Origin of the sequence: Bradyrhizobium sp. SZCCHNR1098 (genome assembly GCF_032489375.1) — a bacterium.
In the GTDB taxonomy this organism is placed as follows: domain Bacteria; phylum Pseudomonadota; class Alphaproteobacteria; order Rhizobiales; family Xanthobacteraceae; genus Bradyrhizobium.
In genome coordinates this window covers 118,765-141,804 of sequence record NZ_JAUEXY010000005.1, presented here as the reverse complement: position 1 = coordinate 141,804, position 23,040 = coordinate 118,765, and the positions used below count along the sequence as shown (strand labels likewise).

The 23,040-nt window shown below is 65.8% G+C and carries 20 protein-coding genes and 1 pseudogene; 12 read left to right on the top strand and 9 right to left on the bottom strand.

Going from position 1 to position 23,040, the window contains the following annotated elements; translation table 11 throughout:
- Positions 1-562: 562 nt before the first annotated feature.
- Positions 563-843 (top strand): annotated as a pseudogene (locus QX135_RS13320) (NAD-dependent epimerase/dehydratase family protein); the annotation flags it as partial.
- A gap of 83 nt (positions 844-926) precedes the next feature.
- Here QX135_RS13320 and QX135_RS13315 read toward each other — a convergent pair.
- Entirely contained in the window at positions 927-1,220 is a 294-nt protein-coding gene (locus QX135_RS13315; RefSeq protein ID WP_315736507.1) for a hypothetical protein, read from the bottom strand.
- A gap of 214 nt (positions 1,221-1,434) precedes the next feature.
- Positions 1,435-2,709, bottom strand: coding sequence for a sensor histidine kinase (locus tag QX135_RS13310; protein ID WP_316181850.1), 1,275 nt, complete (start codon positions 2,707-2,709; stop codon positions 1,435-1,437).
- A gap of 487 nt (positions 2,710-3,196) precedes the next feature.
- Between QX135_RS13310 and QX135_RS13305 the strand changes: the two genes are divergently transcribed.
- Positions 3,197-3,460 carry a helix-turn-helix domain-containing protein gene (locus tag QX135_RS13305; protein ID WP_315813629.1) on the top strand — a complete coding sequence of 88 codons (264 nt, stop codon included), beginning with the start codon at positions 3,197-3,199 and terminating at the stop codon, positions 3,458-3,460.
- Positions 3,461-3,528: 68 nt separating this feature from the next.
- On the opposite strand, the gene QX135_RS13300 is transcribed toward QX135_RS13305, so the two are convergent.
- The 4 genes from QX135_RS13300 to QX135_RS13285 all read right to left on the bottom strand — a co-directional run bounded on the left by QX135_RS13300 (position 3,529) and on the right by QX135_RS13285 (position 8,403).
- The gene (locus QX135_RS13300) at positions 3,529-4,278 is read right to left on the bottom strand and encodes a Crp/Fnr family transcriptional regulator (protein WP_315736510.1); all 750 of its coding nucleotides are present in this window, start codon (positions 4,276-4,278) and stop codon (positions 3,529-3,531) included.
- A gap of 211 nt (positions 4,279-4,489) precedes the next feature.
- Positions 4,490-5,509, bottom strand: coding sequence for a tryptophan--tRNA ligase (gene trpS / locus QX135_RS13295; protein ID WP_315736511.1), 1,020 nt, complete (start codon positions 5,507-5,509; stop codon positions 4,490-4,492).
- Between the two features lie 256 nt (positions 5,510-5,765).
- Positions 5,766-6,929: an ABC transporter substrate-binding protein gene (locus QX135_RS13290; protein ID WP_315813628.1), complete on the bottom strand. Its 1,164-nt coding sequence runs from the start codon at positions 6,927-6,929 to the stop codon at positions 5,766-5,768.
- A gap of 856 nt (positions 6,930-7,785) precedes the next feature.
- Positions 7,786-8,403: a TetR/AcrR family transcriptional regulator gene (locus tag QX135_RS13285; protein ID WP_315813627.1), complete on the bottom strand. Its 618-nt coding sequence runs from the start codon at positions 8,401-8,403 to the stop codon at positions 7,786-7,788.
- 103 nt (positions 8,404-8,506) lie between these two features.
- On the opposite strand from QX135_RS13285, the gene QX135_RS13280 reads away from it, so the two are divergent.
- From QX135_RS13280 to QX135_RS13265, 4 genes are all read left to right on the top strand, one after another.
- Positions 8,507-9,205, top strand: a complete 699-nt coding sequence (locus QX135_RS13280) for a PspA/IM30 family protein (protein WP_315754589.1) — start codon at positions 8,507-8,509, stop codon at positions 9,203-9,205.
- A gap of 60 nt (positions 9,206-9,265) precedes the next feature.
- Positions 9,266-9,541 (top strand): YiaA/YiaB family inner membrane protein, encoded by a 276-nt coding sequence (locus tag QX135_RS13275; protein ID WP_315716622.1) that lies wholly within the window; start codon positions 9,266-9,268, stop codon positions 9,539-9,541.
- A 262-nt stretch (positions 9,542-9,803) separates the two neighbouring features.
- Positions 9,804-10,808, top strand: coding sequence for a hypothetical protein (locus QX135_RS13270; RefSeq protein ID WP_316181846.1), 1,005 nt, complete (start codon positions 9,804-9,806; stop codon positions 10,806-10,808).
- Positions 10,805-12,079, top strand: a complete 1,275-nt coding sequence (locus QX135_RS13265) for a hypothetical protein (protein WP_316181845.1) — start codon at positions 10,805-10,807, stop codon at positions 12,077-12,079. Before QX135_RS13270 ends, QX135_RS13265 begins: the two co-directional genes overlap by 4 nt.
- On the opposite strand, the gene QX135_RS13260 is transcribed toward QX135_RS13265, so the two are convergent.
- The 3 genes from QX135_RS13260 to QX135_RS13250 all read right to left on the bottom strand — a co-directional run bounded on the left by QX135_RS13260 (position 12,006) and on the right by QX135_RS13250 (position 15,407).
- Positions 12,006-13,604 carry a hypothetical protein gene (locus QX135_RS13260; RefSeq protein WP_316234114.1) on the bottom strand — a complete coding sequence of 533 codons (1,599 nt, stop codon included), beginning with the start codon at positions 13,602-13,604 and terminating at the stop codon, positions 12,006-12,008. The genes QX135_RS13265 and QX135_RS13260 overlap by 74 nt on opposite strands.
- 410 nt (positions 13,605-14,014) lie before the next feature.
- Entirely contained in the window at positions 14,015-14,866 is an 852-nt protein-coding gene (locus QX135_RS13255; protein WP_316181841.1) for an SDR family NAD(P)-dependent oxidoreductase, read from the bottom strand.
- Between the two features lie 151 nt (positions 14,867-15,017).
- Complete coding sequence (locus tag QX135_RS13250) at positions 15,018-15,407, bottom strand: winged helix-turn-helix domain-containing protein (RefSeq protein WP_316181839.1); 390 nt, start codon at positions 15,405-15,407, stop codon at positions 15,018-15,020.
- A 100-nt stretch (positions 15,408-15,507) separates the two neighbouring features.
- Here QX135_RS13250 and QX135_RS13245 point away from each other — a divergent pair, with 100 nt between their 5' ends.
- From QX135_RS13245 to QX135_RS13220, 6 genes are all read left to right on the top strand, one after another.
- Positions 15,508-16,632 (top strand): alkene reductase, encoded by a 1,125-nt coding sequence (locus QX135_RS13245; protein WP_316181837.1) that lies wholly within the window; start codon positions 15,508-15,510, stop codon positions 16,630-16,632.
- Between the two features lie 102 nt (positions 16,633-16,734).
- Positions 16,735-17,214 (top strand): GFA family protein, encoded by a 480-nt coding sequence (locus QX135_RS13240; RefSeq protein WP_315810731.1) that lies wholly within the window; start codon positions 16,735-16,737, stop codon positions 17,212-17,214.
- Positions 17,215-17,474: 260 nt separating this feature from the next.
- Positions 17,475-19,139, top strand: coding sequence for a thiamine pyrophosphate-binding protein (locus QX135_RS13235; protein WP_316181836.1), 1,665 nt, complete (start codon positions 17,475-17,477; stop codon positions 19,137-19,139).
- 247 nt (positions 19,140-19,386) lie between these two features.
- Positions 19,387-20,769, top strand: coding sequence for a M20 family metallopeptidase (locus QX135_RS13230; protein ID WP_316181834.1), 1,383 nt, complete (start codon positions 19,387-19,389; stop codon positions 20,767-20,769).
- A gap of 421 nt (positions 20,770-21,190) precedes the next feature.
- A complete protein-coding gene (locus QX135_RS13225; RefSeq protein WP_315777932.1) occupies positions 21,191-22,105 on the top strand; it encodes an amino acid ABC transporter substrate-binding protein in 915 nt (304 codons plus the stop codon).
- 203 nt (positions 22,106-22,308) lie between these two features.
- On the top strand, positions 22,309-23,040 hold the full coding sequence (locus QX135_RS13220) for an amino acid ABC transporter permease (RefSeq protein WP_315754611.1): 732 nt from the start codon (positions 22,309-22,311) through the stop codon (positions 23,038-23,040).

Genomic DNA, 23,040 nt, shown 5'->3' with positions numbered 1-23,040 from the left:
ACGCTGATCAGTCCGACGACTCGTACCCCATTCTGCGCCGCGTGCCACCTGGACTCTGGATTGTGAGCCATGCACCTGGGGGCATGGACATCTGCGCGCCGAACGGATCGGCGTGCCGGGCGGGCGCGCAGGCACGGCCTACACCTGGAGCCGCGCCGACCTCGCCGCGCCGGGATCGCGCCAACGACATCAGCGCTGGACTCGCTGCCACGGCCAGCCTGCGCATGATGTCCCAGAATGCGACGTCGTGCGCGCTCACGTTAACGTTCAGAACGTGGCTTGAACGAACCGCGTCCGAATCAGCGGCGCGGCCCGGTACGAGGTCTGTTCACGGCTAGATGTCGTGCTGTCATCGCGTGACATCAGCTATTCGGCGTCACCTGACCGCAATCGGACGACCGGCCGGGTGCGAGAGCGTTAACAGCGCGGAGCGGCCTGCCGCCAAGCGGTTGTCGGTGACGCCAGCCGGCGCGCGCTGCCCGGTTGCAGCGGTCGGCTCGCTGGGTCACATTTCGCATCCGCGACTCGATCCAGCCGTTTGCTGATCAGAAGGCCTTCATGCATGGATCACAAGGGAGCGATCCTGGTTGCCGGCGGCGCCGGCTACATCGGGGCTCATTGCTGCAAGGCTGTCGCCGAGGCCGGCTACGCGCCGGTCTGCTACGACAATCTGTCCACCGGCCATCGCCGCACTTCAACGCCGGCGGTGCCGACGCGTCAGGCCTGATCGGTGAGCTGCGCGATCCCGAGACGCACCTGATCCCGCGGGCGCTGACGGCGATCCTCGGCCATGTGCCGGACTTCGCGATTTTCGGCACCGACTATGACGGCACGATCATCCGCTCGGCCTGGACCTGACACCAGACCGCGCACCCGCGGATCGCGTGAGGCCGATGCCGCGTGCCTTGAGCTCGTCGGGGAAGCTGTTACGCCGCGGCGGGCGGCGTGTGCGCGAACTGGTCCACGAAGCTCATCTCCGCGCGCTCGTCGTCGACCGACCAGCAGCCGATCTCGGAAGCGCCCCGGAAGAAGTGGACGCTGTGCACCGGTGAGCGGACATCGTCGCCGCGAATGATCTGGAGCAGGGTCCGCGCCACGCGGCGGTGATCGCCGGGGAGCCTGAGGTCGAAGAATGCGTCGCCATAGCCCGGCAGGATGGTGCCGGTCGAATCGCGAACTTCCATGCGCAACTGTGCCATGCTCGCATTGAACGCCAGCAACGGTTTCCGCCCGGTAAATGCCGCCGGGCTCGCGCATGTTCGGATTTGCGGTGTGGTCTCACCATGAAGCGTGTAGCGCGCTCGTCGCCACCAGCGGCACGTGGACGAGGAGCATTGACAAAGAGCTGCCGTTCGAGAAAGCGGCCGGCCTTGTCAGCGGCGCATCGAGGATCACGTCATCGGCCGTGCTGGCGAATGATGATCGCCCAAGGGATCACCGGGTCTTCTCCAGCACCGGTCGCTCTGCGGTGACGAGTGCTGCCGCGGGTGCAATCCCTTCATTGCGGGGGATCATCGGCAGTTCGACCAGGACACGCGTGCCGGTTGACTGGTTGGCGCTGACGGAGAGGCGGCCGCGGAGCTGCTCGACCATCCCCTTGATCATCCGGAACCCCAGGCTCGCGCGCGGTTGATCGATGTCGAAACCGGCCGGCAGACCGACACCATGATCGGACACGCTGAGGTGTAGCCAGCCGTCGATGTCACGGGCGGAGATGTCGATCGTCCCGTCCCGGCCGGGGTAGGCATGTTTCACGGCGTTGCTGACCAGCTCATTGATCAGCAGGCCGAGAGGAACGGCATGATCGGCCGAAAGCCGTATCGGGTCGGAGTCGCAGCGCAGCACATTCGTTCCCGCGACGCGTTGCAGCCGGCTGCAGAAGTCATTGAGGAAGACGTCGACGTCGATCAAGCCGATCTGCGAGGCCCGCGAGAGATGATCATGAACCTGGGCAATGGCCGCCACGCGCGATCCTGCGTCTTCGAGGGCGCGCTTGGCTTCAGCCGAATGCGACCCGAACGACTGGACGCGGAGCATGGCCACGACGGATGCGAGGCTGTTCTTGACGCGGTGGCCCATTTCGCGCGTCAGCATGGCTTGATGGTCCAAGGCTTCCCGGAGCCGCGTCTCCTCATGCAGGCGCTCGATTGCAATCCCGACGATGTCGGCGAATGCAGTGAGGAAGGCAACGTCTGCCTCGTCGAAGCGGCGGGGGGCCGGACTGTCGACCTGGAGCACGCCGAAATAGCCGCCGCCTTGTCCGCCGCGATCGATCCGGACGCTGATCGACGTCTTGATGCCGCGGTCTACTGGAAGAAGTCCCGGTGTCTCGAAGCGACCATCAGGGGGGCCGCGACTGGTGATGATGGCTTGACCTGTCTGGAAGGCGCGGCCAGCAGGCGAGGCGCTGTCCACGACGAACGATGATTGCTCGACCGGGCTCGGCCATCCGTAACCCGCGCGGACCAGCAGTCTCTTGCCATCCGCCACGAATTCCATCGCCATCGTGAACGGTGCATTGAGGCCCTTGGCGCAGAGCGCGGTGGCGCGCTGAAGAACGCTGTTGATATCGCGGGTCTGCAATGCAGCACGACTGAATTCGGCGAGCACAGATTGTTGGATGAGCCTGTAGCTGCGTATGTCATTCCGGACGCCTGCCCGCTCGAGAAAGATCGGAAAAGCGGTATCTTGGCTCTGATGTCTCAACACGCGAATTCTCCAAAACAGGACGCACTCCGACTACAAATTCCCCGCTGCTCTCTTCCTTACAATTTGATATTATGAGACTATTGTGTTGCCGTTCCCGGTCGGAGTCTGAGCAAAAGCGAACATGGGTCCAGTTTGCCGCAGCGCAATTCGTCGGGAGCCGAATCGAGGAGAATGGCTCCCCGGCGCGGGCAGTAGCACCTGACGCTCGCTGTGCCCCCCGCGCGCTCATCCAGAGGACCTTCCACGGAGAGCGGGCACTGATGCCGTGGCGAGAGGCGTGCTCATGCCAGCCTTTCAGTGGGCGGGGCAGCACCCTCATCATCGGAGACCGCCCTATGCGAGCCAGGCGGCAGGCCGGGTTGGCGCGTCGGCCAGCTCCGCTCATTCGGCGGCAATTCTTTCCGCTCGGTGGTGTGGCCCACCGACAGCGAGTCGTGGGGCGTGTGACAGATGGATCCCGAAGAGCGCATCTGCCGATGCGCTGCTGATGATGCACGACCGGGCCGAAGGGGCGGTGCTTCCGTACACGCATGAATTCCTGTCGCAGATCCTCGGCGCCAATCGCAAGTCGGTGACGCTTGCCGCGCAATCCATGCAGGCGGCCGGCCTGATCAGCTATCGTCGCGGCACCATTCAGGTGCTCGACCGGCCCGGACTCGAGAAAGCCTCGTGCGAATGTTACGCCATCGTCAAGCAGCGGTTCGATGCATTTCTCCAGCCGCCCACGACGGCGGTGCGCAGCCAGCATTGATTTGATGGTGGCGTGGATCGAGCAGGGCCAGCTCGATCTCGAGATGCACGGTCACTCGAGATGCACGGTCATAGGCTCTTGAGGGGCGCCTTGCCTTCAACCGACTTCACGCCTGCGATATGCGGCTGATCGTGCAGAACCACGTTCAGCAGGGAGTTGTGGATCACGAGATGGCCGTTGTAGTCGATGAAGCCCAGCTTGCGGAACTTGTTCATGAAGTGACTGACCCGCGAGCGGGTGGTGCCGATCATGTCGGCCAGCATCTCCTGGCTGACCTTCGCGATGACCCGCTGCGGCTTGCCGTCATTGCCGAAATTGGCCAGCAGCAGTAGCGCCCGCGCAAGGCGCTTCTCGCTCGAATTGAACAACTGATCGATGAGATCGGCCTCGACGCGGATCGTGCGGGCGAGGATGTGCGAAACGAACACCTCGGAGAACGCCGGCTGCTCGCGCAGGGTGCTGATCGCGGCCGATTTGGTGATCCGCAGGATTTCGCTGTCCGTGATGGCCGACGCCGCCGACAGCCGATGAGACTGGCCGGCCAGGCACCCCTCGCCGAAAAAATCGTCCTGACCGAGCAGCGCGATGACCGCCTCCTTGCCCTGCTCGGAATGGACGACGATCTTGACCGTGCCCGTGATGATATAGAACAGCACATCGGCGAGGCCGCCCTGGGAAAAGATCTGCTGGTCCTTTCGGTATTTCCCGATCGTCCGGCCTGGGCCTTCGGTCTTCAGGAACACCGCCGGATCGAAAGCCTGCTTCTTTGGCTGCGGCTTTGCGGCCGTCGGCGGCTTTACGATGGGTCGCTTCGCCATGTGTTCTCCGGGTGAAACGCGAGTGCTGAATACTTCGAAACCGGATCTCGGCATCACAGTTGGGCAGGCGCGAACGCAGCATAGCGCCTTTCGCGGCCGCTTGACAGCGCAGCGCCTATTTCGACGGGACACGCGCAGCCGTTTCGTGTTCCAGTGACGCAGCGGAGCGGGAATTAGTTAATTCATGTTATCAGACATTAGCATCGCACCGCTAATGCAGCGCAAACAGACCCAGCGCCTCGCGTACGTCGCGCAAGGTCGCATCGGTGACGGTGCGCGCCAGTTCGGTGCCGTGCCTGACGATCTCGAGAACATGGTCGGGATCACGCGCAAACGCTGCCCGCCGGTCGCGGATCGGCGCGACCACGGCCTGCAGCACGTCATCAAGTCGCTGCTTCACGACGCTGTCTCCGAGGCCGCCGCGGACGTAGCGCGCCTTCAGGTCCGCGACCGCCGCGTGATCGTCGTCGAACGCGTCGAGATAGGTAAAAACGACATTGCCTTCGACACGCCCCGGATCGGCGGCCCTGACGTGGCCGGGATCGGTGAACATGCGGCGGACGGCATCGCGAATCTGGTCCGCGGTGGCGGAGAGTGGAATCGTGTTGCCCTGTGATTTGCTCATCTTGGCCTTGCCGTCCACGCCAGGCAGGCGTCCGACGCTCGGGATCAGCGCGCGTGCCTCGGGGAGCACCTCCGTGCCCGCTTGGCGGTTGATGCGGCGGACGATCTCGTTGGTCTGCTCGATCAGCGGCGCCTGGTCCTCGCCGACCGGCACGATGGTCGCCCTGAAGGCGGTGATGTCCGCGGCCTGCGCGACGGGATAGCACAGGAAGCCGGCCGGTATATCGCGGCCGAAGCCGCGTGTCTGGATCTCGTCCTTGATGGTCGGGTTGCGCTCGAGCCGCGCCACCGTGACGAAGTTCATGTAGAGCAGCGTGAGATCGGCCAGCGCCGGCAGGTGCGATTGCAGGCAGATGGTCGTCATCTCCGGGTCGATGCCGACGGCGAGATAGTCGGTCGCGATCTCCAGGATGTTCCGGCTCACCTTGCCCGGATCGTGGGCGTTGTCCGTCAGCGCCTGGGCATCGGCCAGCAGCAGGAATTGCCGATGCGTCGATTGCAGCGCGACGCGGTTCTGCAGCGAGCCGACATAGTGGCCGAGGTGCAGGGGGCCGGTGGTCCTGTCGCCGGTCAGGATGACGGGACGTTCTGGCATTGAGAGAGGCATCGTGGTTCTCCAGAAGTGAGAACCGCCGCTCGATCGAGCTCTTCGATGCTGTTGATGACAAGAACCGCGTCGCAGGCCGATGAACGGCGGCGACGGGCGAATGAATGACGAGGCCGTGCCGCTCCTAGATGGAGCGCCACCACGTGTTCGCGTGCAAGGTCTCAGTCTTGATCATGCGATCGATATGGCCGAAAGCGCCGATGAAAGCAACCCGCTCATGCACGCTGCACGGAGCGGCGAGCCCAGGCCATTCAGCCTATTCGAGATCTATTGCGTGATACTGGCCGGTCTTGTCGAGCTGCGTGCCCCAGACCTTGTGCAGCGCCTGGTGGTCGGACGGGCCGAAGCTCACCCTTGATCCAACGCCCAGCTCGTAATTCCGCATCGATTCGAGGACATCGACCAGCGACTCGGTGTCGACAGCGGGACCGGCGCGACGCAGTCCTTCGATCAGGATGTTGGCGGTGAGATAGGCTTCCAGGGACGAGTAGTCCGCCGGCTCTCCCGGGAAATATCTGTCGAGCGCCTTCTTGTAGTTCAGGGTAACGGACGCGTAGCCGTCGACCGCCGGCGTGACCTGGGTGCAGATGACGCCGTCCGCATAGCGCGGGCCGAGCACCATCAGCTCACTGGCGAGGCCGGTGCTGCCGACACCCGAAATCGTCGCGTAGATCATGTCCGGATACAGGTCGCGGGTCTTCTCGATGAACTTGGCCGCGGCGCGAAAGGTGGCGACCAGCACCACCGCCTTGATCGCATGCTTCTGCCGGCGCAGTTGCGCGATGGCCTCGTCGACATTGACGGTGTTGCGGCTGTAGCTCATGCGGAAGGCGTCGCCCACGCCGCCGCGCAGCCCGTGCATCGCCTTGCTGACACCCTCCCACCCCGCGTCGCCGTAGGCATCCTGCTGGGTGAGAACTCCGATCTCCTGCGGACGCAGCTTGCGGCTCTTGACGAGATAGTTCACGAGCGCATGGGCTTCCTCGGCGTAGCCGGCACGGTAGTTGAAGACGTAGCGATCCGGCGGATCGTGGCGGAGCGAAGGAGCGCCGGTGAAGGCGCCGAAATAGAGCGCATGATGCTCGAGCGCGTACGGCACCGAGATCAGGGCCGTCGGACTGCCGTAGTTCTCGACGAAGCCGAACACCCTGTGCTGCTCGTAGAGTTCCTTCATCGCGTTCAGCGTCCGCGTCGGCTCATAGGCATCATCGGCCGTGTAGAGCTTGAGCTGCCGGCCATGCACGCCGCCTTCCTCGTTGGCCTGCGCGAAGGCGAGGTCGATGCCGAGCTTGAGCTGATGGCCCATCTCCCTGGCCGGACCAGAGAACGGCGCCGCCATTCCGAAGCTGATTTCGGTATCCGTCACGCCCTGGACCGGGGGCCGCGCGCTGGTCGGCTGCGCCGACGCGGCATTGGCCATCCGTGTATCGAACTTCGGCGCGCGGTCCTCCTCCCTCAGCGGCAGGCTCTGATCCGGCGTGACGACGGGGACGGCGCTCGCAATCGCTCCAGTTGGGAGAGCATCTTGGACCGGTGCAACGGTCTGCGCGGCTCGGGCCGGCGATGACGGCACCGTTGCCGTGGCTGCAACCTCCGCACGGCCGTTGGCGGAGAGCCCAGCACTCCACCGCGTCGGAAGTTTCGTCGCTGCAAAGCCGGCCACGCCTGCGGCGACAGCCACGAGCCCCATCATGCTCAACGCGCCGAGGAGACGCCGTTCCCGTGGCGGCCGAGGAACCTCCTGCACGCCATAACGGGACGCGAATTCAGCAGGGGTAGGCCGATCGTGCTCGTCGCGCCACGGTTGTTCATACAGCGGACGCCGGCCGTCGTCGTAGCCGGACGGGAATGGCGGATCGCGGTCGTCATTGGGCGCACGCAGATGTCTCACGATTTTCCCCTTGGCTCGCGCGTCATGGACTCGTTGGAGTTTTTTCTGGATCGCGCGGCATACGCTGCAGGTTCTGCCGGCCGGATGAGCGTGGCCATGCGCCGAGATCTGCACATGTCACACGAACTAACACTCGTCGTCGAGCGTCGGTGGAACGGCAGTTCCAGACATGTTGTCTGGAACAAGTCCGAACGTCGGCATGATACTGCGAAGCAATGGGGCGGTTGTTTGTTCTCGCCGTCAATTCCGGCTGAACAAGGCGGGAGCCGCGCCGCCGGGGCAGCAACTAGCTATCGCAGCAGGCAGGAGAGAAGTGCCGTGAAGCAGCCGTACTTGTTGTTGGCATCAGCATCCGATGACGCTGCGCGCGACGCCGAGCTCCGCGTCACCGGCCGGCCGTCTCCTCCGCCACCAGTCCCGTCACCATCGCCTTCACCATGGTCGCGATCTGCGCGCGCAAGGCCGCGAGCGGCACAGCGATCAGCTTCTGCTCCAAGCCGAGCGCGACCATGCCGTGGACCGCCGAGAACAGGCTGCGCGCGGTGACGCTGATGTCGTCGAACGAGCGCTGCGGAAACAACGCCGCCAGCGGCTGGTGGATGTGACGGAACAGGTGCATCTGGTCGGCGATGGCCCAGTCGGGCAACGGCTTCTCGGGCGCCATGCGATGCTCGAACAGCGCGCGCCAGAGCTCGAGATTGTGGGCGGCGAAGTCGCAATAGGCGATCGCGATGCGCACCAGCGCAGCCTCTGGGCCCGGCGGCCCGGCGCTTTCGGCCGCCGACAATTCCGCGTCGAGCCGCGCCAGGGTGCGTGATCCAACCATCAGCACCAGCTCGTCGACATCGGCGACGAGATTGTAGACCGCGCCATTGGCGACGCCGATCTCCTGGGCGAGATCGCGCGTCTTCAGACCGACGAGACCCCGCGTGCGGATCATCCGCTCGGCGGCCTCGATCAGGGCTTCGCGCTGTTTTGCACGTCTTTCCAGTGTCTTGGACATTGTTAACCAAAATATTGAGCGATGCTCAAAATATTCCTTGAGCGTCGCTCATGGCTGCGCTAGAAGAAACTATATGAGCAATGCTCATAACAGGGAGTTCACAATGTTCAAGACTGTTCTGACGCTGTTTCGGGGCACCGTGGCCGTCGCGGAGGAGGAGCTGCAGGACCGTACCGCACTGGTGATCCTGGATCAGCAGCTGCGTGACGCCGCTGCCGCCGTCGATCGCAGCAAGCGCGCGCTCGCGCTGGCCATCGCGCAGGACCAGCAGGAGGGCAAGCGGCTCGAGGCGACCCTGGCGCGGATCACCGATCTCGAGGTGCGCGCCACCGCAGCGCTCGACGGCGGCCGCGAGGATCTGGCCCGCGAGGCGGCGCAGGCGATCGCTGGCCTCGAGGCCGAGCGTGACGCTGCTAGGACGGCGCGGGCGCTGTTCGCGACCGAGATCACCAGGCTGAAGAAGCATGTCGCCAACGCCGAGGCGCGCATTGCCGAGCTTGATCGCGGCCGGCGGATTGCGCGGGCCTCCGAGGCCGTGCGCAATCTGCGCCGCGGCGGCATCGAGGCGGCGCGTCCCTACGAATGCACGCTGCCCGAGGCGGAGGCGACGCTGAAACGGCTGCGCGAGCGGCAGATCGAGGCTCAGGCGGCCGACGAGGCGCTGATGGAGCTCGATGCCGCGACGGGGCCGATCACCACCGCCGAGAAGCTCGCCGAGCAGGGCTTTGGCCCGCGCATCAAGACCACCGCCGACGACGTGCTGGCGCGGCTGAAAGCCGGCCGCACTGCACCGGCCAACTGAATTTCGTGACCACCGATCGAAACGCATCAGCCAACCTGATTGTCATCATAGGAGCCGACCATGAACCAGAACACCCAGCCCCACAGCAGCGCCTTCATCACCTTCTCCTACGCCTCGTTCGCCGCCTCCGCTTTCCTCGTCGCCCTCGGCGTGTTCTTCATGCCGATCGATCTCTGGATGAAGGGCTATCTGACGATGGGCATCGTCATGCTGGTGCAGACTTGCGTCACCCTGACCAAGACCCTGCGTGACCGCCACGAGAGCGGCAAGCTCGTCAACCGCATCGAGGACGCCCGCGCCGAGCGCCTGCTGATGGAGGTGTCGAAGGCGGCGTGAGCAGCGGTTTCCTCGCCTCTCCCCGCCTGCGGGTAGAGGCCGGATTGCATCGAAGATGCAATCCGGTGAGGAGGACACTCCGCGCGTGCCGGGAAGCGGTGGATGCGATGGCGTCCACCGCTTGCGGTCGTTCAACCTGCGTTTACCGTCACTGACGCTCCGTCCTGCGTCATGATCATGAATTAACGGCGCGGAGCGTATATCGTGAACTCTAGGCACGGCTTCGGCGAGACGTTTCTGATCGGGCAGGTGGATGAGGACAATGAACGTCGTCGCAACGGCCAGGCGTATCCACGACAATGTCGGCTTCTGGCTGACGGCGCTGGGGCAGGAGGCGATGGACCTGTCGCTACGAACCCATGCGGAGTTTCGCACGCGCATCGTCGAGAGCCCGGGCACGACCCTGGACGACGCGGCGCTGGCGGCGCTCGTCGCCGATCTCCGCACCGTCGCCGGTAAGACGCTGCCCGCCGGCGAGCTCACCTATGGCATCTTCTCAGGCGAGCGCGACCCGCTCGCGCGCGCCATCATCACGGTGGTGTCGGAGGAGGCGGGCGGCCGGCCGATCGCCTTCAATGCGCTCGCGGTGATGCAGGTCGAGCGCGACGGCGACACCCAGCAGGTGATCCATCTCGGATTGGTGATGGTCGACCCGGAAGCGCGCGGCAAAGGCCTTTCCGGCGTGCTTTACGGCCTCACGACGCTGCTGCTGTTCATCCGTGACGGCCTGCGGCCGAAATGGATCTCCAACGTCACGCAGGTGCCGGCGGTGGCCGGCATGGTCTGCGAGACCTTCTCCGACGTCTATCCGTCGCCGCTGCCGCAGGCCCGACAGAGCTTTGCGCATCTTCAGCTCGCGCGCGGCATCATGCGGGCGCATCGCGCGGTGTTCGGTGTCGGCGGCGAGGCCGGGTTCGACGAGGCGCGCTTCGTCATCACCAACGCCTATACCGGCGGCTCCGATGCGCTGAAGAAGACGTATGACGATGCGCCCAAGCATCGCGACGCCATCTACAACGGCTTCTGCGCGCGCGAGCTGGACTACACCAGGGGCGACGATCTGCTGCAGCTCGGCCGAATCGATCTCGCCGCCGCCCGGCGCTATCTGCTGCGCGAGATCCCCTCCGGCTCGCTGCCGGCGCTGCTGGCGACCTCGGCCGTGCTGGCGCTGCAGCGGATGATCCTGCCGCTGGTGCATTGGCTCGACGACACCAGGACGTTCGGCACGCTCCGTCCGCGCCTGCAGTCCGGCGAGCCCGCGCCATGACGGCCGGCATCGTTGCGGACTCCGTCGTCAACCTCTGCGGCGCGATCGGCCTCGCGGTTGCCGCCGCCATGCTGCACCGGCGCGATTCCAGGGGACCGCTGACGGCACGGCTGGTCGTTCTGCTCGGGACCGTCGCCTCGCTGTTCCTGTTGCGCGGCGTCGCCTGGTGGACGGACAATGCTTTCCTCGACCGCGTCTCGCTGATTCCGGCGGCGCTGATCCCGCTCGGCGCGCTGGTGGTGACGGAAGGTCTGCTGCGCCGACACGCGCATCGCGCGCTCAAGGCGATCGCGCTGGCCGGCGGCGTGGTGCTCGCGCTCGCCGGCGCGCTCGGTCCGGCCGAGTTCGAAAGCCACCACACGGTCGTGCTGTCAGCCTTTCAGCTCGCAGGCTTTGCGACCTGCGCCTGGCTGCTGCTTCGCCGCGACCGCGCGAGCCTGCTGGCCTGGGAGAACCGCGTCATCGATCGCGTCGCGTTCGGCGCCGTCATGGTCATTCCCTTCATCATCACCGATTTCCGCGTGCTGGCGCCGAGCATGCCGGTGCGGCTCGGCGCATTGGGCGCGCTGCTGGCGGTGACCGCGATCCTGATCGCCGGCGCCAGCGCGGAGACGCAGCGTCAGGGCGGGCTGCTGACATTGTTGCGAATCCTCGGCGCCGCCCTGCTCGGCGCCGCCGCGGCCGCGCTGTCGCCGGACGTCGATGCGGCGCAATTGATGCGTTTCTGCGCGGTCGCGGTGGCCGGCGTGCTCACGATCGGGCTGATCGGCGATGCCTTGCGCGCGATGCTGCAAGCCCGCGAGCCGGGCGTGCTCGACTCGATCGGGGCCTCGATCGCGGCGACGCGCGACGATCTGATCGCCGAGCTCACGCGCCAGCCGGTCTTCGAAAGCGCACGCCGCTGTCGCGAGGATGAGCTGACCGCCTATGATCCGCCGCTGCTGCGCGACTTTCTCGCGTCAAGCCGTGTGCTGCGCCGGGCCGATGCGCCGTGGCGGCGGGCGGTCACCGACCCCGCCGTCGAGCGCATGGTGGCGCTGATGGATGCGCGGCATGCGACGCATGTGATCGTGCTGTCGCACCAGCCGGTCGATCTCATCGTGCTCGCGGTCTCCGTGATCTCGGCCGATCCGGCCACGGAAACCGCGCTCGCGCTCGTCAGGCGCCTGCTGGTGCAGGCGCCCGAGCGACAGGTGATCACGCCCACATGTGATGATGCTGATGCTGTGACATCTCCATCATCGGCCCCTCCATCATCGGACCGTCCATGACCAGGGTTGCCGGAGCGGCGCCGGCGTGTGCTGCTGGCGCGGCGCTGGGAAGCATGATCACGTTCGAGGCCGGCGCGCTGGTGACCGCGGCCAGCAGCGCGGCGGCGTCGGCACTGTTGCCGCCGCCGGTGGTCGCCAGCACCTGGCCGATCGTGGTGCCGTCGACATTGTAGGCGCCGCCATTGACCGGGATGTTGTTGCCGCCGACATCGGCTGCGTTCTGGTGCATCTGGTCGGCGGCCGCGGCGACCAGCGCCTTGTTGCCGGCCTGGAAGCCCTCGAGGATCTTGGCGATCTCGGCGCCGAGCGTGCTCTGGTCGCCGAGCAGCTCGTTGTCGAAGCGGGCCTGGAAGATGCCGCCCTGCGCCGCGTCGAAATCGGTGACGTCCTTCTTGAAGGTTATCAGGTCGGCGGTGACCTTGGCCATCGCGGCGGCGTCGCCGGAATTGACGGCTGATATCGCCGCCTTGCCGAGCGCGTTCGACTGGGCGATGAACATGGCCCAGAAATCGGTCTGCGCCTGGTTGTCCTGATAGGCCGGCGTCGGGTTGAGGAAGTCGCCGAAGCCGCTCCAGCCGTTCAGGCCGTTCTGCTGCGCCATGTTGGCGAGATTGGTGTCGCCGGCGACGATGTCGATGATGTCGAGGAAGTCGTCGTTCAGCGCGCGGCCGATGTCGACATTGCCGGCCGCACCGTTGATGTGGGTGTTGACGAGCGCGAGCTGGTCGATGATGGCGAGCGCGTGCACGCCGGTCAGGCCGCCGAACTGCAGCGGATTGGCGGCGACCAGCGCATTGAGGCCGGCGATCAGCGCGTCGACATCGTCCTGGATGACGTCGACATTGCTTTCGTTCACGCCGCCGATCAGCCGGCTGGCGGCATCGTTGAAGATCAGGCCGAGCTCGGCCAGCGTGCCCTTGGCGGCGGTTGCGGCCGTCACGCCTTCGGGCAGCAGCGCCGGCGCCTGCAGGAAGCCGGTGACGCCGTCGGCGTTGGTCGCATTACCCGCAAGGTTCGGATCGTTGTTGACGACGTTGAGGATGTCGAGATGCGCGTTGCGCAGCGCGGTCTCCGCGGCGGCGATGCTGCCGAACGCGCCGCCGCCGGTCACCGAAGCCATCGCGGCATCTTGCGCGACCGTGATGTCGGCGAGGATCTTGTTGATGTTGGTGAGCGTCTGACCGGTGAACTGGCCGGCGGCAACCATCGCCTTCAGACCATCCTGAATCACGGTGAGATCGCCAGTGTAGTTGTAGACGCTGCCAAGCCCCTGGCCGCCTTCCTCGACCACGTTGCGCCACAGTCCGCCTTCGAGAAAGCGCGTCGCGTCGTTGAAGACGACGCCGAGATCGGCAAAGCCGAGCGCGGGCGTCGGCGGCGTGGGCGGTGTCGGCGTGGGCGGCGTCGGAGGCATTGGCGCAGGCGCCGGCTGGCAGTGATGATTGTGATGATGATGGTGGTGGTGGTCGTTGTGATGATGGTGACCGTGGTGACTGTCGTGATGGTGACGGTGATGGCGCGACATGTCCAACGTACTCCTCAAAGCTGCGCACCACTGCGGATGAGCCGAAGCAACGGGGCGCGGCTGACGCGGGTGCGGATGATGAGGGCTATCTGCTGCCTGCTTCGTGGCTGCTTCGCGCAGGGATTGTGGAATGCGTCTGCGTCAGATTGTCGTGCGGCGTACGGATGGCGCTCCCGCAGAGCTGCGACATCTCACCGCTTGACGGTCGAGGGGCGCTTCAAGAGCCGGTGACCAGCGGCGATGTCGCGCCCGCGGCAAATCAGTGAGTTGCAAGAGCGTTCGACCGTAGCGATTCGGTCGATGGGTAGACGTCCCGAACGCACGCGGACCGCCTTGCGACGATCCGACGCGTCTGGGAGCTTGTGCTGAGACCGGGAGCAGCTATGCGCCGCCGCTCCGATGTGGTCGGATCATGGCGATATCTTTGCGAACGCCGCGAATGCGTCGGCGTAGTCGGCATGCCAGCGCGACAGCGGCGGCCGGTTCTCGACGATGTCGCCGGCCGCCCACAGGATGCGCCGCTTGTCCAGCGCGCGCGGCACGTCGTTGTCGGGGCACAGCACGTAGAAGTCGCCGGCCGTAACCCGCTCCAGCATGAAGTCGACCGTCTGCTCCGGCGTCCACGCGGCGGCCGGCTTCTCGACGCGGCCATTCGCGGTGAGCGGCGTGAACACGAAGCCCGGAATGAACAGATGCGCCGTCACCTGGCAGCCGGGCGTGTTGCGCAGCTCGTGCTGCAGCGCCTCGGTGAACGCCTTCACGCCGGCCTTCGAGACGTTGTAGGCGGGATCGCCGGGCGGCGTGGTGATGCCCTGCTTGGAGCCGGTATTGATGATCAACGCCGGCTTGCTCTGGGCGATCATGTTGGCTGCGAACACCTGCGAGCCGTGGATGACGCCCCACAGATTGACCCCGAGGATGCGCTGCCAATTGTCGTCGGCAAGCATCTTGCTGCCCGGCTGGATGCCGGCATTGTTCATCAGCACGTCGATCGCGCCGAAGCGTGCGCGCACCGCCGTTTCGAGCGCGACCACGCTGTCCCGGTTGCTCACATCGACCGTGGCGGTCATGACCGCAGCCTCGCCACGCTTGGCCGCGGCCGCGAGCCTGGCGGCGGCGTCGCGCAGCCGGGCCTCGTCGACATCGGCGATGCAGACGTTCATGCCGCGCTCTGCGAAGCGCATGGCGGCGGCGAGCCCGATGCCGGAGGCGCCTCCGGTGACGACGGCGGTGTGGTCGGCGGACAAGGCGGGGTGAGACACGGCAGGTTCTCCGGCATGACGATGAGATGCTGGTGTATGACGTCCTGGCGCGGCCGCAAGATCATCCGGCTGACGGCAAGACGGGTTTTTTGCGGCTGCAACGCGAGGGCACCAGTCCGGTCGCAGATGCATCGCGTCGTCTGGAACCGGCTTACGACGCGGCCTTGGCCCCGCGCGTCTTCCTCGGCTTCTCGATGTCGCTGCGCAGCGCGGCGAGATCCTTCTTCACGGCGTCAGCCGCATCGCGCTCGATGCGCCGATAACGTTCGACCAACTGCGCGCCGAACGCCGTCAGCGCTGCGCCACCGCCATTGCGGCCGCCGGTCTGCCGCGCGACCGCGGGCTGCCGGCACACCCGGTTGATCTCGTCGACGAGGTCCCAGGCCCGCTTGTAGGACATGTCCATCGCGCGCCCGGCCGCAGAGATCGAGCCGTGTCGCGCGATGTTCTCCAGGAGCGCGATCTTGCCCGGCCCGATCCGGCTGCCGTCATCGAGATCGATGCGCAGGCTGAGCGAGGGCAGGGCGTTCGCTTTCGGCATGGAGTGTCTGCTCGTACTGACGTGGGGCGGACATTGCCACCATCATGTTTTGCGAACAAGATGATCCCAATCGACAATCGCAACGACATCTGGGGACGAAATGCTGCCTGCGCTGTTTTCACCGCTCACGATCGGTCCTTATCACCTCAAGCATCGCGTCGTGATGGCGCCGTTGACCCGCATGCGCGCCGCAAGGGAGACCCTCGCGCCGCGGCCGCTCAACGTTGAGTATTATGCGCAGCGCGCGACGCCGGGCGGGCTGATCATCGCCGAGGCCTCGCCGGTGCTGCCGACCGGCACCGGCAGCCCGAACGTGCCGGGCATCTACAGCGCGGCGCAGGTCGCCGGCTGGAAGCAGGTCGTCGACGCGGTGCATGCCAAGGGCGGAGTCATCTTCCTTCAGCTCTGGCACGTCGGCCGCGTCTCGCATTCCTCGTTCCAGCCGGGCGGTGCGCTGCCGGTGGCGCCGTCGGCGATCGCGATCGGCGACGATCTCAAGGCGATGACGGCGGAAGGCAAAGGCGCAGCTTACGAGACGCCGCGCGCGCTCGACACCGACGAGATCCCCGCGCTTGTCGCCGCCTATGGCCAAGCCGCGCGCAATGCGATGGCCGCCGGCTTCGACGGCGTCGAGGTGCACGGTGCGAACGGTTACCTGATCGAGCAGTTCCTGCAGACCCGCAGCAACCAGCGCACCGACCGCTACGGCGGCTCCATCGCGAAACGCTGCCGCTTCCTGCTCGAGGTGACCGAGGCCGTGATCGCCGCCTGCGGTGCCGACAAGGTCGGCGTGCGGCTGTCGCCCTATGGCATCGCCAACGGCTCCGGCGAAGCCGACCCGATGCCGCTCTATACCCATGCGATCGAGGCGCTCAACAAGCTCGGCATCGCCTATCTGCACCTGATCGAGCCGCGCTCCTCCGGCGCCGGCCGCGCCGACGTCAACTGGCAGAACGTGCCGTCGGCCATCGCTCTGTTCCGGCCGGTGTGGAAGGGCGTCCTGATCGGCGCCGGCGGCTTCACCGGCGAGCCGGCGGAAGCCGCGATCCAGGCCGGCCACGCCGACGCCATCGCCTTCGGCCGCACCTTCATCTCCAACCCGGACCTGCCCGCCCGGCTGCAGCACGGCTGGCCGCTGACGCCGTATCACCGTCCCACCTTTTATGGCGGCGACGCCAGGGGCTATACCGACTATCCGGCCTATGACGAGATGGCGCCCGCTTAGCTCGACCGCGTCACGAGAGCCGAGCAGTCGCGTTTTCATTGTCATTCCGGGTTCAAGGCCGGTGGCCTTGCCCCGGAATGACGCCGTGGATGGATGCTTGTCATGCCCAGATCCGCTCCCGCCGGCATCGCCTCCGGCCAATGCCTGTGCGGCCGCGTCGCCTTCGAGATCGACGTCCCGGCGCGCTGGGCCTGGCATGATCATTCATCGCCCAGCCGCCGCGCCCATGGCGCGGCCTACGCCACCTATGTCGGAAGCTGGCGCAAGCGCCTTCGCATCACCTCGGGTGCGGATGCGATCACCTGCTACGAGGACGCCGCCGCGAAAGCCACGCGCAGCTTCTGCAGCAGCTGCGGCTCGCCTGTGTTCTACGAGCGCGCCCGCTCGCCGCACATGGTGAACATCCCGCGCGCGCTATTTGCAGCACGAACCGGTCGCGAGCCGCTCTATCACGTTGCCATCGAGGAGGCGCCGGATTGGGCCTACACCGGCGCGCCCCTGGTGCCGCTGAAGGGTTTTCCCGGCGTGGTCTGGCAGCGCGCGCAGCGCAAGAAGCGCGGCTCGCGCGAAGGGATGTTCTGATCCGCGGGCAGCTTGGTATCGTCACAATGAGCGCACTCAAGGAGCCGTACTGATTGGCAAGGTCGTGACATGATCTTAGCCGGAGCCATCGATGAGAAGCCGGACCAACGGCCCCTCCGCCGTCATTGCGAGGAGCGTCAGCTCCGAAGCAATCCAGACTGCCTCTATGACAGACGCTGGATTGCTTTGCTTCGCTCGCAATGACGGAGTGAGAGCTTGCCGAGAACGAACAAGGCCACGACCCAGAGGAAAACGCCACCATGAAGAACCGCACCACCGGACGCTCGGCCTTCCTCGCGCTGCTCAAGGACGAGGGCATCACCCATCTGTTCGGCAATCCCGGCACCACCGAATTGCCGATCATGCATGCCCTGAAGGATCATCCCGATCTCACCTACGTCATGGCGATGCAGGAGAGTCTGGTGGTGGCGATCGCCGACGGCTTCAGCCGCGCCTCGGGACGCCTCGTCGCCTGCAACGTCCACGTCGCGCCGGGTCTCGGCAACGCCATGGGCGCGCTCTACAATGCGCAGTTCACCGGAACGCCGATGATCCTCACCGCCGGCCAGCAGGAGCAGGGCCACGGCCTGATGGAGCCGCTGCTCTACGGCCCGCTGGTGCGGATGGCCGAGCCGCTGGTGAAATGGGCGGTCGAGGTGACGAGGCTGGAGGACCTGCCGCGCATCATCAGGCGCGCCGCCAAGGTGGCGACCACGCCGCCGACCGGTCCCGTCTTCATCTCGCTGCCCGGCGATATCCTCAATGCCGAAGCCGGCATCGAGCTCGGCCGTTCCACCCGGGTCGATGCGCGCGTGTTGCCGGCCGCGGACGCGTTGCAGGCGCTGGCGCAGCGCATTCTCAGGGCGCAGCGGCCGGTGATCATCACCGGCGACGAGATCGTCAAGAGCGATGCGCTGCGGCAGGCGGCCGAGTTCGCGTCGGCGATCGGCGCTCCCGTGCATCAGCAGTCCGCGCCCTATGGCGCGCATTTCCTGTCCGAGCATCCCTGCTACATCGGCTCATTGTCGCGCGCGCAGCAGCAGGTCCGCGACCTGCTCGCGCCACACGATCTTCTCATCGTGCTCGGCGCCGATCCCTTGCGGATGTCCGTGCATAGCGACATCGAGCCCCTGCCCGAGGGCTTGCCGATCGTGCAGATCGGCCTCGTCGATTGGGAGCTGGGAAAGAATTTCGGTGCCGAGATCGCGCTCAAGTCCGACGTTCGCGAGACGCTGCTTCAGCTCACGCCGCTCTTGCGCGAGCTCGGCGGCGCGGCCCTGCAGGCGCGTGCGCAGGAACGCCTGGCCGAATTGTCCTCGAAGAACTGGAGCGCGCGGCGCCGCAAGCTGGCCGCGCAGATCGAAGCGGCGCGCGAGCGGACGCCGATCGATCCGGACTACCTGGCGCTGCAGGTCGCCGAGGCCATGCCGGAGCACGGCATCCTGGTCGACGAAGGCCTGACCTCGGCGCGCTACATGACGGCGCTGTGGCCGTATCGCGACCGCTACAACTATCACGCGCTCGCCTCGGGGGGCATCGGCTGGGGCCTGCCGGCCTCGGTCGGCGTCAGCCTCGCCAATCCCGATCGCCCCGTGGTCTGCTACTCCGGCGACGGCAGCGCGATGTATTCGATCCAGGCGCTGTGGACCGCAGCGCATCACAAGCTGCCGCTGTCGGTGGTCATCGTCAACAATGGCGGCTATCGCATCATCAAGCAGCGGCTGCTGTCGTTCCACGGTGACGACAACTATATCGGCATGGATTTTGTCGACCCGCCGGTGGATTTCGCAGGGCTGGCACGGTCGTTCGGCTGCGAGGCGATGCGCATCAGTGATCCGCGCGAGCTGAAGCCGAGCTTGTCGGACGCGTTCCGCAGGCCCGGCGCCAAGCTGATCGAGGTGGTGGTCAGCCACGCGGTGAATTGAGAGACTGCGCCTCTGGATTGTCAGTTGACCACTTTTGTCCGGGACGAGGAGGGGGCTGGCGCTACACGGGCGGGGCGAGGAGTACCGAGCAAGCCGCAGCGCGATCCAACCACCGAGTTTGATGGTAGGCTACGCGGTTCCGAAATCCGAGACTTGCTTGATGTCAGCATTGAATTCAAACCCAGCCCCTTCCGCTCGTCGCGCGATCCCGATATGACGCCGCCTTCGTTGTGACTGGAAAAGCGCCATGACCAGGATTGATGCAATCGCCCGTGCCCGTCAGAGCCTGACGAGCGGTGACTTCTTGGCCGAGCTCGGCCGCCGGGTCGCCTATCGCACCGAGAGCCTCAATCCCGAGCGCAAGGACGACCTCGCGGCGTATCTGACCAACGAGCTGACGCCGTCCTTTGCAGCGCTCGGCTTTTCCTCCGAGATCGTGCCCTCGCCGAGCGGCAAGTCGCCGTTCCTGATCGCGACCTACCACGAGAGCGACAGCGCCCCGACGATGCTCAGCTATGGCCACGGCGACACCGTCGACGGCATGGCTGGTGAATGGCGCGACGGCCGCGATCCCTGGGCGGTGACGCCGGCGGGCAATCGTCTCTATGGCCGCGGCACCGCCGACAACAAGGGCCAGCACAGCGTCAACATGGCGGCGCTGCGCGCGGTGCGCGAGGCGCGTGGCGGCAAGCTCGGCTTCAATGCCAAGTTCATCATCGAGATGGGCGAGGAGATCGGCTCGCCCGATCTCGCCAAGGTGGCCGATCTGCATCGCGACGCCTTGAAGGCCGACGTCTTCATCGGCTCGGACGGCCCGCGGCTGTCGACCGCGCGCCCCACCATCTTTCTCGGCTGCCGCGGCGGCATCCGGTTGCATCTCGACGTCAATCTGCGCGAGGGCGGCAATCACTCCGGCAATTGGGGCGGCGTGCTCGCCAATCCGGCGACCATTCTGGCGAACGCGATCGCCACGCTGGTCGACGGCCATGGCCGCATCAAGCTGGAGTCGCTGAAGCCGCCGCGTCTCACCAATGCGATCCGCGCCATCCTCGCCGACGTGAAGGTGGAGCCGACCGCCGACGAGCCGGCGCTGTCGGACAATTGGGGCGAGGAGGGGCTGACGCCGGCGGAGCGGCTCTATGCCTGGAATACGCTCGAGGTGCTCGCGATCTCCTCCGGCCATATCGACAAGCCGGCGAATGCGATCCCCGGCCGCGCCCGCGCCGTGCTGCAGCTGCGTTTCGTCGTCGGCACCAAGGTCGACAGCATCGTGGCCGACGTGAAGAACCATCTCGCCGCGCATGGCTTCCCGATGATCGAAGTCAGCATGGCGCAGAGCTTTATGGCCTCGCGCGCCGACATCGACAGCCCCTGGATCAAATGGGCCGCGGATTCCATCAAGATGAGCACCGGCAGAGCGCCCGCCGTGCTGCCGAACTTCGGCGGCTCGCTGCCCAATGACGTGTTTGCCGACGTGCTGAAGATGCCGACCATGTGGGTGCCGCATTCCTATCCGGGCTGCTCGCAGCACGCGCCGGATGAGCACATCCTGCTGGATGTCACGGACGAGGCGCTCGGCCTGATGGCCGGGCTGTTCTGGGATCTTGGTGAATTGCGGAAGCCGCTGTGAGCCGAGAAGGAGGCATGAGCACACATCGCCTGGCGTCTGGTGAGGAGCGCCGCGCCGGCCAGGAAGACGGAAGGCGGGGTTGCTGCGCGCGGCGCGTCTCGAACCATGAGGCCCGTGTGCCGTGCGGTTGCATTGCCGCGCGCGGGAACCGCCCGCCTGCAACTTTCGTCTGGTCGCGGGGCCTGCGAGCCCCTCGTAGTTTACCATCCCGACGTTCGGCGCTGCCGTTTCAGCCCGGACGTCTTGTCGAAGGGGACGCGGGACAGGCAATTTGTCGCAATCGTCCGAGGACGTCCCGCCGCGGGGCGGTCTATGGTGCCCGCGCTCGTCCGGCCGGGGATCGTCCGGGGGCGGGGGCCATTTTGAGTTCGCTGTGGTTTATGCAAGCATCCGGCGATCAGCCGGATTGAGGAGATCAGTTATGAAGCAGCTTCGCCTATTCGGTCTTGCCGTCGCCGCCGCGCTCTGCGCCGGCCAGGTGCAGGCCGAGGACCTGACGGGGACCCTGAAGAACATCAAGGAGACCGGCACCATTACGCTCGGCGTCCGCGACTCCTCGATCCCGTTCTCCTATCTCGACGACAATCAGAAGCCGATCGGCTTTGCCATCGACATCTGCATGGGCATCGTCGATGCCGTGAAGAAGGAGCTCAAGCTCGACAAGCTCGACGTGAAGCTCAACCCGGTGACGTCATCGACCCGCATCCCGCTGCTCGCCAACGGCACCATCGATCTGGAATGCGGCTCGACCACCAACAATGCCGAGCGCCAGAAGCAGATCTCCTTCACCAACACCCACTTCCTGACGGCGAGCCGCTACGTCTCGAAGAAGGCGAGCAAGATCAACGCGATCGACGATCTGAAGGGTAAATCGGTCGTGTCGACCGCCGGCACCACCAACATCAAGCAGCTCACCGAAGCCAACGCGGCGCGCAACCTCGGCATCAACATCATCCCGGCCAAGGATCATGCCGAGGCCTTCCTGATGGTGGAGACCGATCGCGCCGTCGCCTTCGTGATGGACGACATTCTTCTGGCGAGCCTCGTCGCCGGCTCCAAGGATCCGGCCGCCTACGTCGTTTCCAAGGACGCGTTCTCGAAGCCTGAGCCCTACGGCATCATGCTGCGCAAGGACGACCCGCAGTTCAAGAAGGTCGTCGATGCCGCGACCGCCAAGATCTACACCAGCGGCGAGGGCGCCAAGCTGTATGACAAGTGGTTCATGCAGAAGGTCCCGCCGAAGGGCCTGAACCTGAACACCCCGATGTCGGCCGAACTGAAGGCCGAGTTCGCCAAGCCGTCGGACTCGCCGGATCCGGATTCGTACAAGCCGTAAGGTGAGGTCGCAGCTCTCGCGCCGAATTCGATGCGCCCCCCTCCCCCTTGCGGGGAGGGGTCGGGGGTGGGGGTCTCAGGAAAGACTGCCCGTGTGGACCCCCCACCCCGACCCTCCCCCGCAAGGGGGGAGGGAGCGCAGCGAGTTTTTGGCAAAGACTGTGTAATGCGACTTGCAAGCTAATTCCCTCTCAGGATGTCCCCGTGAACTACACCTGGAACTGGCACATCTTCCTGGAGCCGAACCCGACCGGGGCCGGCACCTATTTCGACATGCTGCTGTCGGGGTTGAAGGTCACGATCGTGACCTCGCTGTCGGCCTGGGTGATCGCGCTGATCTGCGGCACGATCGTCGGCATCCTGCGCAGCTTGCCGTCCAAGCTGGCGACCTGGATCGCCTTCGCCTATGTCGAGTTCTTCCGCAACATGCCGCTTTTGGTGCAGCTGTTCCTGTGGTTCTTCGTGCTGCCGGAGCTGTTGCCGCCCACGATCGGCCTGTGGCTGAAGCAGATGCCCAATGCGCCATTCTATACGGCGGCCGTCGGCATCGGCCTGTTCATGTCGGCGCGTGTCGCCGTGCAATTGGCGGCCGGCATCGGCTCGCTGCCGCGCGGCCAGAAGCTGGCGGCGACCGCGCTCGGCCTCACCACCTTGCAGGCCTACCGCTACGTGCTGCTGCCGATGGCTTTCCGCATCATCCTGCCGCCGCTGACGTCCGAATTTCTCAACACGGTCAAGAACAGCGCCGTCGCAATCACGATCGGTCTGATCGAGCTGACGGGCGCTGCGCGCGCCATGCAGGAATTCTCGTTCCAGGTGTTCGAGGCCTTCAGCGCCGCCACCTTGATGTATCTCGTCATCAACGTCATCGTCGTGATCGGCATGCGGCTCCTGGAGCGCGCGGTGGCGGTCCCTGGCTACATCACGGGCAAATGA

Excerpts from the sequence above, each read along its gene's own strand:
- QX135_RS13245 (WP_316181837.1), top strand. The coding sequence starts at position 15,508 with ATGCTGCCTGCGCTGTTTTCACCGCTCACGATCGGTCCTTATCACCTC.
- QX135_RS13300 (WP_315736510.1), bottom strand. The coding sequence starts at position 4,278 with ATGGCGAAGCGACCCATCGTAAAGCCGCCGACGGCCGCAAAGCCGCAG.
- QX135_RS13230 (WP_316181834.1), top strand. The coding sequence starts at position 19,387 with ATGACCAGGATTGATGCAATCGCCCGTGCCCGTCAGAGCCTGACGAGC.
- QX135_RS13250 (WP_316181839.1), bottom strand. The coding sequence starts at position 15,407 with ATGCCGAAAGCGAACGCCCTGCCCTCGCTCAGCCTGCGCATCGATCTC.
- QX135_RS13260 (WP_316234114.1), bottom strand. The coding sequence starts at position 13,604 with ATGTCGCGCCATCACCGTCACCATCACGACAGTCACCACGGTCACCAT.
- QX135_RS13235 (WP_316181836.1), top strand. The coding sequence starts at position 17,475 with ATGAAGAACCGCACCACCGGACGCTCGGCCTTCCTCGCGCTGCTCAAG.
- QX135_RS13275 (WP_315716622.1), top strand. The coding sequence starts at position 9,266 with ATGAACCAGAACACCCAGCCCCACAGCAGCGCCTTCATCACCTTCTCC.
- QX135_RS13265 (WP_316181845.1), top strand. The coding sequence starts at position 10,805 with ATGACGGCCGGCATCGTTGCGGACTCCGTCGTCAACCTCTGCGGCGCG.
- QX135_RS13240 (WP_315810731.1), top strand. The coding sequence starts at position 16,735 with ATGCCCAGATCCGCTCCCGCCGGCATCGCCTCCGGCCAATGCCTGTGC.
- QX135_RS13225 (WP_315777932.1), top strand. The coding sequence starts at position 21,191 with ATGAAGCAGCTTCGCCTATTCGGTCTTGCCGTCGCCGCCGCGCTCTGC.
- QX135_RS13285 (WP_315813627.1), bottom strand. The coding sequence starts at position 8,403 with ATGTCCAAGACACTGGAAAGACGTGCAAAACAGCGCGAAGCCCTGATC.
- QX135_RS13305 (WP_315813629.1), top strand. The coding sequence starts at position 3,197 with ATGATGCACGACCGGGCCGAAGGGGCGGTGCTTCCGTACACGCATGAA.
- QX135_RS13270 (WP_316181846.1), top strand. The coding sequence starts at position 9,804 with ATGAACGTCGTCGCAACGGCCAGGCGTATCCACGACAATGTCGGCTTC.
- QX135_RS13280 (WP_315754589.1), top strand. The coding sequence starts at position 8,507 with ATGTTCAAGACTGTTCTGACGCTGTTTCGGGGCACCGTGGCCGTCGCG.
- trpS (WP_315736511.1), bottom strand. The coding sequence starts at position 5,509 with ATGCCTCTCTCAATGCCAGAACGTCCCGTCATCCTGACCGGCGACAGG.
- QX135_RS13290 (WP_315813628.1), bottom strand. The coding sequence starts at position 6,929 with ATGGCCAATGCCGCGTCGGCGCAGCCGACCAGCGCGCGGCCCCCGGTC.